The sequence below is a fragment of the Lysobacter enzymogenes genome (assembly GCF_017168095.1).
Taxonomy (GTDB): domain Bacteria; phylum Pseudomonadota; class Gammaproteobacteria; order Xanthomonadales; family Xanthomonadaceae; genus Lysobacter; species Lysobacter enzymogenes_D.
This window is the reverse complement of the sequence record NZ_LXSD01000399.1, coordinates 1-13,666: the sequence shown is the minus strand read 5'-3', so window position 1 is coordinate 13,666 and position 13,666 is coordinate 1. Positions and strand designations below refer to the sequence as shown.

The window sequence follows — 13,666 nt, the reverse complement described above, 5'->3', positions numbered from 1 at the left end:
ACACAGGCCATCCATGGCCTGGGTGGCGCACGGCGCGCGTCCTGCGCGCCGCCCTTCGGGTCTGCATTTGCCTGTGGCGAGTTTGGGACGGCGGGGGGAGCCAAGGCAGCAACAACAGCAACAGCGATAGCAAACGGGGAGTGCGGCTTTCTTGGCGTGGGGGAGCCATGCCGCGTCGGAACGGCATCGTCGGGGCGGCCTTCGTCTCGTTATGACGCAAGTCGTTTTTCCTCGCTCGCCGCCACGGCACAATGACTGCCCCGAATCCGCAACCGCGCGCAGGGGAGCGTGCGGTCGGATCGGCGATGCACTCCCGCCGCCTTACACGTCGTATGCCCGAACCCAGTCCCGACCTGCCGGCGCTGCTCAAGCGCGCCCACGCCGCCATCGCCGACGCGCGCGATGTCGAAGCCGTGCGGCTGTTGCAGCAGGTGCTCGAATGCGATCCGGGCAATCTGCACGCGCAGTATCTGCTGGCGATCCAGCACGCCCAGCTCGGGCTGTACGAGCGCGCCGAAGAGCGCCTGCGCGCGGTGCTGGCGCGGGTGCCGCAGTTCGTGGTGGCGCGGTTCCAGTTGGCCCAGTTGCTGCTGATGCGCGACACCGCCGGCGATGCGCGCGAGTGGCTGCAACCGGTGCTGGACGCGCCGGCGCCGCTGGGCGACTACGCCCGCGCCTTGCACGCGGCCGCCGGCGGCGACACCGCGGGCGCGTGCGCGCTGATCGAAGCGGCCCAGCGCCTGCCGCAGCCGGTGCCGGAGCTGGCCGCCGACATGCGCCGCCTGCTCGGCCGCTGGCGCGCCGACGCCGCGGCCTGAGCCGCGTCAGCCGCGCAAATTCACCGCCAGCATCGCCGCCGCGGCCACGCCGATCAGGACGAAGTGCAGCAACTGCACGTTGTCCTGGCGGATGTAGTAAGCGAACCAGCTGCCGCCGATCAGCATCAGGAAACAGGTGGCCATGAACGCGGCCAGGGCCAGGTTCGCCCACGCCGCCGGCTCGGCCGCGAGCCCGGCGAAGCCGGCCGCGGCCGCCCACAACAGCAAGGCGCTGACGATTTCGGCGGCGAGCACCACGGCCAGCACCGCGCGGTGCCAGAACACCGATTCGACCTTGCGTGCGAGCAGCGGCGTCTGGATCGCCGGCGCCTGCTGCAGCGGCGCCATGCGCATGATCTGGCCGAGCGCGAACGCGCCGTTGCCGAACGCGATCAGATTATTGAGCGCGACCAGGCTGAGCCAGCCGGCCAGGCCGGCGAGCAGGACGATCTTGAACACGGCGAGGCTGAGGGCGAGGGACATGGCGGGCTCCTGGAGGTCGAACGTCCCGCGGCGGCGCGGGCGTGTGTCTTGGGTTCGACGATCCAGGCGCGCGGTTTTGGACATCGCGCGGCGAAACCACGGCGCGGTCGCCCGCGGGCCGCAAACGCCGCGGGAGGAGCCCGGGCCCCGACGCTCGCACTGCCGGCCATCGCGGCAGCGCAGCTAAGACGTCGGGCCCCGGGCCCCTCCCGCGTGATTACGCTTGCCGCAAAGGCTTACTCGGCTTCGGGCGCGGCGGTCAGGTAATAGGCCTCGACCGTGCCCTTGTGCTTCATCGTCATCGGATTGCCGCGGCGGTCGAGCGACTTGCCCACCGGCAGACGCACCCAGCCTTCGCTGATGCAGTATTCCTCGACGTTGCTGCGCTCCACGCCGTTGAAGCGGATGCCGATGCCGCGTTCGAGCACGGACGGGGCGTAGAACGGGCTGCGCGGATCGTTGGAGAGGCGGTCGGGCGGGGTATCGGTCATGGTGGCGCTCGTGCGGTGAGGATTGCGCGCCGGCGCGGACGCGGCCGGCGCGGCGCCTAGGATACGCGCGAGCGCCGGCATGGCCCAGCCCGCGCCGCGGCGGCGCAGGCTGGCCGGCCTAGAATGAGGGCTTCATCCATGAGGGCAGGGCCCATGAACACGGCGGCGGCCTGGATTCTGGCGTTGGGGCTGGCGCTGCCGGCCGCGGCGGCGCACAGCGCGGACAGCGGCGGACGCTTCCGCGTCGCCGGTTTCGGCCGCGTGGCCTGGCAGCCGGACCTCTACGAGCTGGCCTTCGCCGCGACCGGCGACGGCGCCGACGCCAAGACCGCGCGCGAGCGTTTCGAACCGGCGCTGGCGGCGGTGCGGCGGGTCGTCGACGCGCATGCCGGCGCGCTCGGCGAGCGCTCGCAGGACGCGCCGCGGCTGCATTCGCGCGGCAGCGAGCAGGCGCCGGCGTGGCACTATTCCAGCCGTTTCTTCGTGCGCGTGCGCGGCGACGCCGAGCTGGCGCGGCTGCAGCAGGAGCTGGCCGAGGCCGGCGTCGCCGAATTCGAGCTGCGGCCGCTGTCGGAATGCTTGCCCGAGTACACCGAACAGGCGCAGCGGCTGGCGCTGCAAGACGCGCAGCGCCGCGCCCGCGCGACCGCGCAGGAACTGGGCTGGCGATTGCGCGGCGCGCGCGCGGTGAAGTTCCTCGATGAGCGCCCGTGGTGGCTGCCGCAGACGCCGACCGCGCGGCAGTACGGCGCGCGCGCCTACGACTACGCGGCCGAGGCGCCGGTGCACAGCGGCGAGGTGACGGCGCAGGCGGAGGTGGAGTTCGAATACTCGCGCTGAGCGGATCTAAGGGCATCGGGCCTGTAGGCCCTCCCACCAAGCACGGGTCCGAAGCTCGATCTTGTGGGAGGGCCTTCAGGCCCGATGCCCTCCGATCCGGTCGCTTCGACCGCCCGAACGCCAAACCCGGCGCTTGGTCGATCGCCGCGATTGAGGCAGCATCGCTGGTTCGCGCCTATCGGAGCCGCCGATGTCCCTGCGTTCCGCCCTGCTTGCCTGGAGCCTGATCATGAGCGCCGCCGCCGCGCACGCCGCCGAACCGACCGAACTGCTGGTGGGCTGTTACACCGGCGCGCAGTGCCAGGGCATCGGCCGCTACCGTTTCGATGCGGCCGCCGGGCGGATCGATCCGCGCGCGCTGGAAACCATCGCCACCGACAATCCGTCGTGGCTGACCTTCTCGGCCGACGGCGCGCACCTGTTCGCGGTCAACGAGAACGGCCCGGCCTCGCCCGACCCGGTCGGCCGCGCCAGCAGTTTCGCGCTCGGCCGCGGCGCGGCGCACAGCCGGCGGCTGTCGCAGGCCAACACGCTCGGCGACGATCCCGCCCACGCCGCGGCGAGCCTGGACGGGCGTTATCTGTTCGTGTCGAACTACTCCGGCGCGCAGAGCCCGGGCGGCAGTCTGGCGGTGTTGCCGGTCGGCGCCGACGGTCGCCTCGGCGCGGCGGTGCAACTGCTCGGCCATCGCGCGAGCCAGGCCGACCGCGAGCGCCAGCTCGGCCCGCACGTGCACGCAGCGGCGCAATCGCCCGACGGCCGCTACGTGTTCGCCGCCGACCTGGGCGCCGACAAGGTCTATGCCTATCGCTACGATCCCGCGCGCAGCGCCGAGCGGCCGTTGCAGGCCGCGCCGACGCCGTGGCTGGAACTGCCGCCCGGCAGCGGGCCGCGCCATCTGCTGTTCGCCGCCGACGGGCGCCATGCGTACCTGACCTTGGAGATGAGCGGCGAGATCGTCGTGCTCGACCACGACGACGGCCGGCTGACCGCGACGCAGACCTTGCCGCTGGACCCGGGCCGCCGCGACGGCAACGCCGCCGCGGCGCTGCATCTGTCGGCCGACGGGCGTTTTCTCTACGTCAGCAATCGCGGGGAAGACAACCACATCGCCGCGTTCGCGGTCGATCCCGGCGACGGCCGCCTGCGCCCATTGCAGCGCCGCGCCAGCGAAGGCCGCGGCCCGCGCGAGTTCGTGCTGGCGCCGGACGGACGCTTCGTGGTGGTGGCCAACCAGCACAGCGGCAACCTGGCGGTGATCGCGCGCGACCCGGCCAGCGGCGAACTCGGCGAAACGGTGCAGACCTTGCCGATGGTGTCGCCGTCGGATGTGAAGTTCGTGCCGATGCGGCGGTAGCGGCGGCTGCGGCGGTCTGGTCGTGCGGCGTTTGCGGCGCCGAGGCGAAGCTTGACCGTAGCGGCATGACGATAGGCAGGTTCAGCCGCGTCTCTTTCCAGCCGTCATCCCCGCGAAGGCGGGGATCCAGAGACTTCAGAGTCATGCCTCAATGAAGCCCTGGATGCCCGCCTTCGCGGGCATGACGATAGGTGGGTTTCGCCGTAATTCGGTTTCACCGCGCCGCTCCAAGCCGTCATCCCCGCGAAGGCGGGGATCCAGAGACTTCAGCGTCCTGCTTCGATGAAGCCCAGGATGCTCGGCTGCGCCCACGTTCCACCCCACCCAGCAACGCATCATCCCGCCCGCGCAGTTGAGCCGAGGCCTGCGATGGCGTGCAATGGCCGCCTCCCCTCAATCAGGAGTTGCGGCATGGAACACCGTTATCTCGGCCGCTCCGGCCTGCGCGTGCCGGTGCTGAGCTTCGGCACCGGAACCTTCGGCGGCCAGGGCGATTTCTTCAAGGCCTGGGGCCAGACCGATGTGGCCGAAGCGCGGCGCTTGCTCGACGTGGCGCTGGACGCCGGCGTCAACCTGTTCGACAGCGCCGACATCTATTCGCACGGCGCCGCCGAATCGATCCTCGGCGAAGCGCTCAAGGGCCGCGCGCGCGACAGCTATCTGATCTCGACCAAGGCCACCTTCCGCTTCGGCGACGGCGAGAACGAAGTCGGTTCCTCGCGCCAGCATCTGCTGCGCAGCGTCGACGCCGCGCTCAAGCGCCTGGGCACCGACTACATCGACCTGTTCCAGCTGCACGGCTTCGACGCGCGCACACCGGCCGAAGAAACCCTGTCGACCCTCGACGACCTGGTCCGCGCCGGCAAGCTGCGCTACCTGGGCGTGTCGAATTTCTCCGGCTGGCACCTGATGAAGTCGCTGGCGTTGGCCGAACGCTACGGCTGGAGCCGCTACGTCGCCCATCAGGCCTATTACTCGCTGATCGGCCGCGACTACGAATGGGAACTGATGCCGCTGGGCCTGGATCAGGGCGTCGGCGCGGTGGTGTGGAGCCCGCTGGGCTGGGGCCGGCTGACCGGCAAGATCCGCCGCGGCCAGCCGCTGCCGCAGACCAGCCGCCTGCACGTCACCGCCGACAAGGGCCCGCCGGTGGACGAGGAATACTTGTATCGAGTAGTCGATGCGCTCGACGAGATCGCCGCCGAAACCGGCAAGACCGTGCCGCAGATCGCGCTGAACTGGCTGCTGCAGCGGCCGACGGTGGCCACGGTGGTGATCGGCGCGCGCAACGAGGAGCAACTCAAGCAGAACCTCGGTGCGGTCGGCTGGAACCTGAGCGCGGAGCAGGTCGCCAGGCTGGACGCGGCCAGCGCGCGCGACAAGGCCTATCCGTACTGGCACCAGAGCGGGTTCGCCGAGCGCAATCCCGCGCCGGTCTAAGCCGCGACCTTGTCGCGCGATCTCCCTGTAGGAGCGGCGCAAGCCGCGACCGCGGGCGATCCGTTCGCGGCGCAAGCCTCGTCGTAGTTGCGTTGTCGCGGTCGCGACTCGCGTCGCTCCTACAGGGGCTTCGGCGAAAACGAAAACGCCCGGCGCGAGCCGGGCGTTTTCGTTGGCGAGCGTGCGCCGAACCTCAGCCCGCGTCCTTCATCTTGAACGTCCCAGGCAGCGCGGTATTGCGCTGGTCGCCCCACATCATCATCGACACGAAATCCTCGCAGCCGGCCGGGCCGCTGCGCGAGATCGCGGCGAACACTTCGTCCGGAGTCTTGGCGATGGCGATCTGCTCGGTCACGTCGTTGGGGAACGGCGTCACCCGGCCGGAGTCGAGATCGCGCAGACGCTCGCCGCCGTGCTCATCGCCGCCGATATTGCCCACGCTCTCGCGGGCGCGGTCGCGCAGGGCCAGCAGATCCGAATCGGTGAACTCGAACTGCAGGTGCTGGTCGCCGTCGAACTTCTTGTTGAGCTGGTCGGGGTGGTACGACGAGTTGAAGTAGGACGCGGCGACGTCGCTGGTGTTGGGCAGCACCAGGGTCCACTGGGTGGAGTCCTTGACCGGCTTGCCGTCGGCGCCGACCTGGAACTGCACGTCGGTGGTCTGGCCCATCGACTGGTAGCTGTTGGTCTGGTCGACCGTGCCGTCCTGCCAGACGTTGCGGGTGATGGTCAGCTGGCTGCTGTTGCCGATGCCCAGCGAGATCGGGCCGGCGTCGATGCCCAGGCGCGCGGCGTGTTCGGCGTTGAACACCTCGGTAGTGCCCGAGCGCTGCACGCCCGGCGGATTCCAGTCGGGCACCTTGCCGCCGCTCATGAAGGCCTGGTACGCGTCGCGGCCTTCCTGCGTGGACAGGTCGATGCGCGCGGTCTGCAGCGAACGGTTCTCGGAACTGGTCTCCACGCTCAGGCCGACCGACAGCGTGCCGACCTTGCCGAGGCCGAACATGGTCGCGTTCTCCACCGTCTGCATCGGGCCGGCGTAGACCTCGACCACCGAGCCTTCCATCTTGCGCACGCCGAAGCCGGCGCCGTCGAGTTCGGTGTGGGTGCCGCCGATGCCGGCGATGAACTTGTAGTTGAGGGCGAAGTCCGAGCCGGTCAGGTTCTGCCCGCGCATCAGCACCGAGGTGCCTTCGGGCATCGCCAGCGGATCCAGCGGGCTCGGCATCGCGCTCATGTCGCCCTGGTCGAGCCTGGCGCCCTGCTGCGGCGTCACCGTCGCCTCATAGCTCAGGCGGGTGCCTTCGAACTCGGTGTAGTGGCCCGACACCGGCAAGCCCTTGACCGCGTTCTTGAGCAGCGGCGAGCTTTCGATCATGTGCTTGGTTTCGTCGGACACCGCACCCAGGCGCACGCCCCACTTGTACAGCTTGTTGAGCGGCGTCTTGCCCACGTCCACGCCGGTCTCGCCCTGTACCTGCACCGAGGCCTTGAACTGCTGGTTCTGCTGGAAGTCCACGCCGGTCTGCACGTCCGACAGTTCGACCTTGCCTTCCACGGTGACCTGCGCCTCGGCCCGCACCGGGATCATCGACGGCGTGCTGGCGCCGATCACCGGGGTGGAATAGCTCACCGACATGCCGGGATTGATCGCGTACGACAGCACGTCGTTGGGCATCGTGCCGAGCAACTCATAGCCGGCGGCGATCTGCTCCGGGCTCGGGTTGTCGGGCAGCTTCACGCCCAGCGTGTCCAGCGCGGTGCGCACGCTGTCGAGCTTGAGGTTGGACACCGCGCTGGCGCCGACCGGCGCGTCCTGATTCGTGAGGTAGGCCGGCACGTCGCCCGGCTTGTCGGTGGCCTCGCCGACGATGCGCTGCAGTTCCTTCACATAAGGATTGCTGTCGAACGCGTCGCGCGATTGCTGGTATTCGTAGTTGGCGGTGGCGCCGTTGAGGCCGCTGTTGCGGAAGTCCTCGAGCTTGGGCTCCATCCGGTCCAGCGCCGCCTGCGCCTCGGTGCGGCGAGTGGTGTTGAACTCGGTCACGCGCGGGCCGTAGATCGAATCGTAGACCTGCGACGGCATGCTCGAAGACAGGTCGCTGTTCTTCGGCAGCGGCAGCGCGTGGATCGCGCGCACCGCCTCTTCGGGCGTCTTGGCCTCCTTCGGCGGGGGCGGAGGCGGCGGGGGCGGCGGCGGAGGCGGCGGCTCCGGCGCGGGCGCGGCCTGGGTCTTGGCCGCGTCCAGGATGGCCTGCCGGTCTTCCGGAGGCAGGTTGCGCAGCATCTGGTAATTGACGCCGTCGATTGCGCTCATGACTGATCCTTCGTTGACGATCGGGCGCCCCGATGCGCCCAGGCGGTCACGATAAGAAGTGGTGTTCAGGCACGTAACTGGGGGCAACCCTGGGGGTGGGGCCGGGGTTGGGGGTTGGGGAACTGGGGATTCGTTGAGGGCTGGGAGGTTCTGCCTCGTCCGGGTGAGGTCGCGCTCGGATCGCATAAACCAGGAGGCTGCGTGGCCCGTCGCCGTTCGAATCTCCAGTTCCCAAGCCCTAACCCCCCAACCCCCGCTCTCGCCCCATGCCGCGCCGCACCCAAGCGCCGTCGCACCGCGCCGTGGACTCGCCGCACCACCCATTCCCGAAGTGATAAGCGTCGCGGAACGCGACATCCGCGACGCAAACCGCGGCGGCCAGCACTTGCGCGACAAACAAATGCAGTACAAGGGCGGCGCGGGAATTTTTAATTCTCTCGGGGATAAACAACATGAACGAATATTCCGTGAGCGGGCCTGTGCGCCGCTCGGCGCCGTCGCGCGCTTCGTGGTTGCTGTTGCCGTTCGCACTGATCGCCGCCTGCGCCGTCGCCGCGCCCGCGGCGCACGCCGCCGCCGCGGCGCAAGGGCAAGATCCGGACCTGGCGCAACGCCTGCGCCTGGAGGAATCGCTGGCGCGGATCGACCGCCAGCTCTACACGCTGTATTTCCAGCAGGCGTATGCGCGCTACCCGTCGATTCCGCGCGGCACCCTGGAGGCGATGGCCTTCGTTACCACGCGCTGGCAGAACCTGCAGCCGCCGCGCGCGAGCGCTGCGCATCAGCACATGCCGCGCGCTTACGGCGTCATGGGCCTGTACCACGGCGAGGGCTTCGCCGATCAGGTCGGCGACGGCGCGCGCCTGCTCGGCGTGCCGGCGCCGCGCGTGCAGCGCGAGCCGGCGCTGAACATCCTCGCCGCGGCCGCATTGCTCGACCGCGAGCTGCGCGCCGACGGCGTCGATGCCCGCTCGCCGCTGGAAGCCAGCCGCGCCGCGCTGGAACGCTACGCCGGCTTCGCGCCCGGCGCGGCCAGGAGCGCGCTGCAAGCGCACGCGCGCGCCAGCTTCGCCTTCGACGTGCTCTCGGCGCAGGACAAGGGCGTGAACGACCGCGGCATCGTCGTGCCCGAGCGCGCGGTGCGCTGGGAACGCGCGTTCGACGCGCCGGCGCTGCTGCGCCTGCGCGCGCCGTTCGTGCGCCTGGACGCGGCCGCCGACACGGTCGAAGCCTTCGGCGCCGACGGCGGCTGGCGCATCGATCCGCGCGAGGAAACCCTGCGCGCGCCGGCCGGTTCGCGCGCCGAAGCGGCCGCGGCGGCGGAGAAGAGTACCGACTACGGCCCGGCGCTGTGGGTGGCTTCGCCTTACCACTCCGACCGCACCTCCTACGACTCGGTGACCATCCACACCATGGAGGGCTACTACGCCGGCAGCATCTCCTGGTTCCAGAACAATCCCTACAGCGTCAGCGCGCACTATCTGATCCGCAGCTCCGATGGCCAGATCACCCAGATGGTGCGCGAGAACCGCGCGGCCCATCACGTCGGCGTGCACAACAAGACCACGCTGGGCATCGAGCACGAAGGCTTCATCGCCAATTCGAGCTGGTACACCGCGGCGATGTACAACGCCTCGGCCGCGCTGACCCGGCACTTCTGCGCGACCTACGGCGCGATCAACTGCGCCAGCGCGTTCAAGGGCCCGGGCGGCACCGGCATCAACGTGCTGCCGGCCAGCGTCAAGGTCAAAGGCCACCAGCACTACAGCAGCCAGACCCACACCGACCCGGGGCAGTACTGGGATTGGGCGCGCTACTACAACCTGCTCAACCCGGGCACGCCCGGCGGCAGCGTGATCGACAGCTTCGAGAGCACGGTCGGCCACTTCGATACCTCGCCGGCGTACTCGGGCAGCACCACCGGCATCTCCGCCGCTTCGCTCGCCGAGCGCAACTGCACCACGCGCAAGAACGGCGAGTGCTCGCTGCGGGTGTTGCTGAAGGACGATGCGGCCAGCTCCAGCGCGTGGGCGGTGCGCTTGCTGTCCGGCGGTGGCAACCCCGGCAGCAACGCGGCGCTGACCCGCGCCGGCGGCAAGGTCGGGTTCTGGGTCTACACCGGCGCCAGCGGCATGAGCGCGGCGATCGGCATCGACGACAGCGACGGCACCGAGCGTTCGGTGGCGCGCGCGATTCCGGCCAATGCCTGGACTTACCTGGAATGGCGCCTGGACGACGACGCGCAATGGGACGCCTGGGTCGGCGGCGCCAACGGCGCGATCACCGCCGCCACGGTCAAGCTCGACGCGGTGTGGTTCTACCGCGATCAGACCTCGTTCGACGTCAACCTGTACCTGGACGACGTGCAAGTGAAGAACTGAGCGCCCGGCGCGCGGGCCGCCATCCCGCAACGGCCCGCGCGCCGGCGTTCTTTGCCGCCATGTCTGGAATCTGCCGACTGCTCTTGTGGGAGGGCCTTCAGGCCCGACGCCTTCCGCTCCGCCGAGGCCGACCCTCCCTCACCGGAGAACGCGCATGACCGCACCGCCGCCTTCCGCTCCGCGTCCACCGCGCCGCACCCCCACTTGGCTGGCGCCGTTGGCGCTGCTGCTCGCCGCCGCCGTGTTCGCCCAATGGCTGCGCGACCGCGCCGCCACCGATATCCGCTCGGCATCCGCTGCGCCGCCACCGCACGCCGCAACCGGGCCCGATTCGTCCGAACGCCTGCTGCGCATCCGCGTGCGCGACAGCGTCGACGGCCACGCGCTCGACGCCCGGCTCAGCGCGATTCCGCTCGACGCCGCCGCGCGAGTGCGCGCGCTCGCCGCCGACCCGACCCTGCGCGGCGCCAGCAACGCCGTGCTCGCCGCGGGCGACTACGAACTGCGCATCGGCGCCGCCGGCCACCGCACGCTGAGCACGCGCCTGCGCATCGACGCCGCGCCGCTGCTGCCGCTGACCGTGTGGCTGCCGCCGAGCGCATCGTCCGACGCGCTCGACCGCCTCGCCCTGAAAGCCGCCGCCTGCGCGCGCTGCGCCGCATTCGCCGGCCGCGTGTTCGACGCCGCCAGCGGCCGGCCGCTGGCCGGCGCGACGGTCCATGCCGGCCGACACGGCCGCGCGACCACCGACGCCGACGGCCGCTTCGAACTGCAGGCGCGGCTGCCCGCCGCGCGCGCTGCCGACGACGTGGCGCTGCCGGCCACGATCGACCTGCGGATTCAAGCGCCCGGCTACCGCGGCCGCGAACTCGCCGGCCTGCCGCTGCTCAACGATGCGCGCGCGCTGATCGTCGATCTCGAACCCGGACAAGGCCTGACGCGCAGCGACCGCCGCCACGTGCAGCAACGCGCGCGCCTGCGCGAAGACCGGCAGCGGCCGATGTCCGCCGCCGACGCCGCGCAGACGCAGGCCGACGCGCGCGCGGCCGCCGGCGATGCGTTCGATCCAGCGCGCCCGGACACGGTGGCGCGGGCCGCTGCGCTGGCCGAACGCTCGGCGAATGTGGCGGTGCCGGCCAGCATCCGCGTCGGCACCAATTGTTCCGGGCGCTCGTGCAGTTCGGTCTCGGTGTACGCGTTCGAGGACTACGTCGGCCGCGGCCTCGACGAGGAATGGATCCCGTCGTGGAATCCGCAATCGCTCGCCGCCGGCGCGGTCGCCTACCGCAGCTACGCCGCCTATTACGTCGCCCATCCGGTCAACAGCCGCTACGACATCTGCGCCAGCACCTCGTGCCAGGCCTTCGACGGCGACAGCGTCGCGGCCACGCTCGCCGCCGCCGCGGCCACCCGCGGCGTGGTCCTGACCCGCGACGGCGCCAGCGCGGCGTTCAGCGAATACTCGTCGGAGAACAACGCCTGGGACGACCCGTCCGACGGCCTGTCCTGCGTCAACACCGACCTGAGCTGCGGCAACGGCCGCAATGGTTCGCCGCGCAACGGCTGGCCGTGCCTGTCCGACGAAGTGGGCCGCGGCCGCGGCTGCTTCGGCCACGGCCGCGGCATGAGCCAATGGGGCACCCAGCGCTGGGCCGCGTACAACGGCCGCGACTGGCGCTGGATCGCCAACCACTACTACAACGGCAACAACGCGCCCGGCGGCCAGCGCAACGCCTACCTCGCCAACGACGGCGCCGGCCCCGGCCCCGGCGCGGTGGTGTTCGAGGACTTCGAAACCGGCGTCGGCCGCTTCGACAGCGCGCCGACCTATTCCGGCAGCACCGTCGGCGTCTCGACCGCCTCGCTGGCGCAGCGCGACTGCACCACCCGCCGCAACGGCGCGTGCTCGTTGCGGGTGTTGCTGAAGGACGATCCCGGCGTCGCCACCGCGTGGGCGGTGCGCCTGCTGTCCGGCGGCGGCACGCCGGCGAACAACGTCGAACTGCTGCGCGCCGGCGGCAAGGTCGGCGTGTGGATCTACGCTGGCGGCAGCGGCCTGCGCGCCTCGCTGAGCATCGACGACAGCGACGGCACCGAGCGCGGCATCGAGCGCGCGATACCGGCCAACCAATGGACCTACCTGGAATGGGCGCTCGACGACCCGGCGCAGTGGAACGCCTGGGCCGGCGCCGGCAACGGCCAGATCGACGCCGCCGGCGTGCGTCTGGACGCGGTCTGGCTGCTGCGCGAACAGACCAGCTTCGACGTCAACCTCTACCTCGACGATGTGCAGATCGTGCATTGACCTTGTCTCCCCAGCCGCGCATCCGCGCCCCAACCTTGGAGTCACGCCCGTGATCGAACCCGGCAACCGTTTCCGCAACCGCAGCGCGTTGGCGCTGTTGGCCTTCGCCTCGCTGTTCGGCACCGCCGCCCAGGCCGCGCCGACCTTCCAGATGCCGTTCCCGTGCGGCCAGGTCTGGGAAGGCCAGACCCGCACCAACCACAACCCGCAGAACTCGGTCGACTTCAACCGCGCCAACGACGAAGGCGACACCGTCGTCGCCGCCGCGGCCGGCACCGTCAGCGTGGTGCGCAACCTCGGCGACACCAGCTACGGCAAGTACGTGGTGATCGACCACGGCGGCGGCTGGAGCACGCTGTACGCGCACCTCAACAGCTACTCGGTCTCGGTCGGGCAGAGCGTGGCGATCGGCAAGTCCATCGGCACCGTCGGCAGCACCGGCGGCTCCACCGGCCCGCACCTGCACTTCGAAGAACGCCTCAACGGCGCGGCGCAGAAGATCAAGTTCAACGGCGCGCAGATCACCTACTGGGGCAGCGCCAGCTACACCAGCCGCAACTCCTGCGGCGGCGGGGGCGGCGCGTCGGGCACGGTCGGCACCAACGGCACGCCGTTGAACGTGCGCTCCGGGCCGGGCACGTCGTACTCGATCGTCGACAGCCTCGCCAACGGCACCAAGGTGACGATCCAGTGCCAGACCACCGGCACCTCGGTGACCGGCACCTACGGCACCAGCAACATCTGGAACCGGATCGGCAGCGGCCGCTTCATTCCCGACGCCTACACCTACACCGGCTCCGACGGCCGGGTCGCGCCGGACTGCTGAGCGGCGCCAGGCGACGCCCGCTTCGTGCGAAGCGGGCGTTCGCGGTGGGGGCGTGGGGCGGGCCGCTGCGACCGCAGCGTCGCGCAAGCAAAGCCGAACCTGCGCAGGTCGACCACCGCTGCTGCGTCATTGCAAGCCGCGCCCACCGAGCGCACTCACCGCCACCCCGTCATTCCGGCGCAAGCCGGAACCCATTTTGATCTCGCTTTCAGCGAGCGCCCGGCTTGCGCAACGCGCGCCCCGTCCAGCCGCTATCCTGCCCTCATGCACCCACCCGCCCGCCCCGCATGAACCTCAAGCAGGCCCTGTCGATCGCCGCGGTCTCGGCGCTGCTCGGCGCGCTGGCCGGCGGCGCCTTTGTTGCCCGGCGCGATCGTGCCGCGCCGGCGCCGGCGCCGGTCGCCGCGC

The 13,666-nt window shown here is 70.7% G+C and carries 10 protein-coding genes; 7 read left to right on the top strand and 3 right to left on the bottom strand.

The features are described 5' to 3' along the window. Nucleotides 1–332: 332 nt before the first annotated feature. On the top strand, nt 333–818 hold the full coding sequence (locus tag A7A76_RS16635) for a tetratricopeptide repeat protein (protein ID WP_206412244.1): 486 nt from the start codon (nt 333–335) through the stop codon (nt 816–818). 6 nt (nt 819–824) lie between these two features. On the opposite strand, the gene A7A76_RS16630 is transcribed toward A7A76_RS16635, so the two are convergent. Then, complete coding sequence (locus A7A76_RS16630; RefSeq protein WP_206412243.1) at nt 825–1,301, bottom strand: DUF2165 family protein; 477 nt, start codon at nt 1,299–1,301, stop codon at nt 825–827. A gap of 236 nt (nt 1,302–1,537) precedes the next feature. Continuing rightward, nucleotides 1,538–1,792 (bottom strand): DUF3297 family protein, encoded by a 255-nt coding sequence (locus tag A7A76_RS16625; protein WP_206412242.1) that lies wholly within the window; start codon nt 1,790–1,792, stop codon nt 1,538–1,540. A gap of 153 nt (nt 1,793–1,945) precedes the next feature. Between A7A76_RS16625 and A7A76_RS16620 the strand changes: the two genes are divergently transcribed. The 3 genes from A7A76_RS16620 (at nt 1,946) to A7A76_RS16610 (ending at nt 5,429) form a co-directional block, all read left to right on the top strand. Beyond that, nucleotides 1,946–2,632: an SIMPL domain-containing protein gene (locus A7A76_RS16620; RefSeq protein WP_206412241.1), complete on the top strand. Its 687-nt coding sequence runs from the start codon at nt 1,946–1,948 to the stop codon at nt 2,630–2,632. A 190-nt stretch (nt 2,633–2,822) separates the two neighbouring features. Continuing rightward, on the top strand, nt 2,823–3,989 hold the full coding sequence (locus A7A76_RS16615) for a lactonase family protein (protein ID WP_206412240.1): 1,167 nt from the start codon (nt 2,823–2,825) through the stop codon (nt 3,987–3,989). Nucleotides 3,990–4,400: 411 nt separating this feature from the next. After that, on the top strand, nt 4,401–5,429 hold the full coding sequence (locus tag A7A76_RS16610; RefSeq protein ID WP_206412239.1) for an aldo/keto reductase: 1,029 nt from the start codon (nt 4,401–4,403) through the stop codon (nt 5,427–5,429). 193 nt (nt 5,430–5,622) lie between these two features. On the opposite strand, the gene A7A76_RS16605 is transcribed toward A7A76_RS16610, so the two are convergent. Next, nucleotides 5,623–7,746, bottom strand: coding sequence for a hypothetical protein (locus A7A76_RS16605; protein ID WP_206412238.1), 2,124 nt, complete (start codon nt 7,744–7,746; stop codon nt 5,623–5,625). A 452-nt stretch (nt 7,747–8,198) separates the two neighbouring features. Here A7A76_RS16605 and A7A76_RS16600 point away from each other — a divergent pair, with 452 nt between their 5' ends. The 3 genes from A7A76_RS16600 to A7A76_RS16590 all read left to right on the top strand — a co-directional run bounded on the left by A7A76_RS16600 (nt 8,199) and on the right by A7A76_RS16590 (nt 13,258). Continuing rightward, complete coding sequence (locus A7A76_RS16600) at nt 8,199–10,127, top strand: N-acetylmuramoyl-L-alanine amidase (protein ID WP_206412237.1); 1,929 nt, start codon at nt 8,199–8,201, stop codon at nt 10,125–10,127. 154 nt (nt 10,128–10,281) lie between these two features. Next, a complete protein-coding gene (locus A7A76_RS16595) occupies nt 10,282–12,432 on the top strand; it encodes a SpoIID/LytB domain-containing protein (RefSeq protein ID WP_206412236.1) in 2,151 nt (716 codons plus the stop codon). Nucleotides 12,433–12,481: 49 nt separating this feature from the next. After that, entirely contained in the window at nt 12,482–13,258 is a 777-nt protein-coding gene (locus tag A7A76_RS16590) for a peptidoglycan DD-metalloendopeptidase family protein (protein WP_343225354.1), read from the top strand. The last annotated feature ends 408 nt before the right edge of the window (nt 13,259–13,666 follow it).

Bases quoted from the DNA above. Each gene is read 5' to 3' on its own strand.
- A7A76_RS16635 (WP_206412244.1), top strand. From the start codon at position 333: ATGCCCGAACCCAGTCCCGACCTGCCGGCGCTGCTCAAGCGCGCCCAC.
- A7A76_RS16630 (WP_206412243.1), bottom strand. From the start codon at position 1,301: ATGTCCCTCGCCCTCAGCCTCGCCGTGTTCAAGATCGTCCTGCTCGCC.
- A7A76_RS16625 (WP_206412242.1), bottom strand. From the start codon at position 1,792: ATGACCGATACCCCGCCCGACCGCCTCTCCAACGATCCGCGCAGCCCG.
- A7A76_RS16620 (WP_206412241.1), top strand. From the start codon at position 1,946: ATGAACACGGCGGCGGCCTGGATTCTGGCGTTGGGGCTGGCGCTGCCG.
- A7A76_RS16615 (WP_206412240.1), top strand. From the start codon at position 2,823: ATGTCCCTGCGTTCCGCCCTGCTTGCCTGGAGCCTGATCATGAGCGCC.
- A7A76_RS16610 (WP_206412239.1), top strand. From the start codon at position 4,401: ATGGAACACCGTTATCTCGGCCGCTCCGGCCTGCGCGTGCCGGTGCTG.
- A7A76_RS16605 (WP_206412238.1), bottom strand. From the start codon at position 7,746: ATGAGCGCAATCGACGGCGTCAATTACCAGATGCTGCGCAACCTGCCT.
- A7A76_RS16600 (WP_206412237.1), top strand. From the start codon at position 8,199: ATGAACGAATATTCCGTGAGCGGGCCTGTGCGCCGCTCGGCGCCGTCG.
- A7A76_RS16595 (WP_206412236.1), top strand. From the start codon at position 10,282: ATGACCGCACCGCCGCCTTCCGCTCCGCGTCCACCGCGCCGCACCCCC.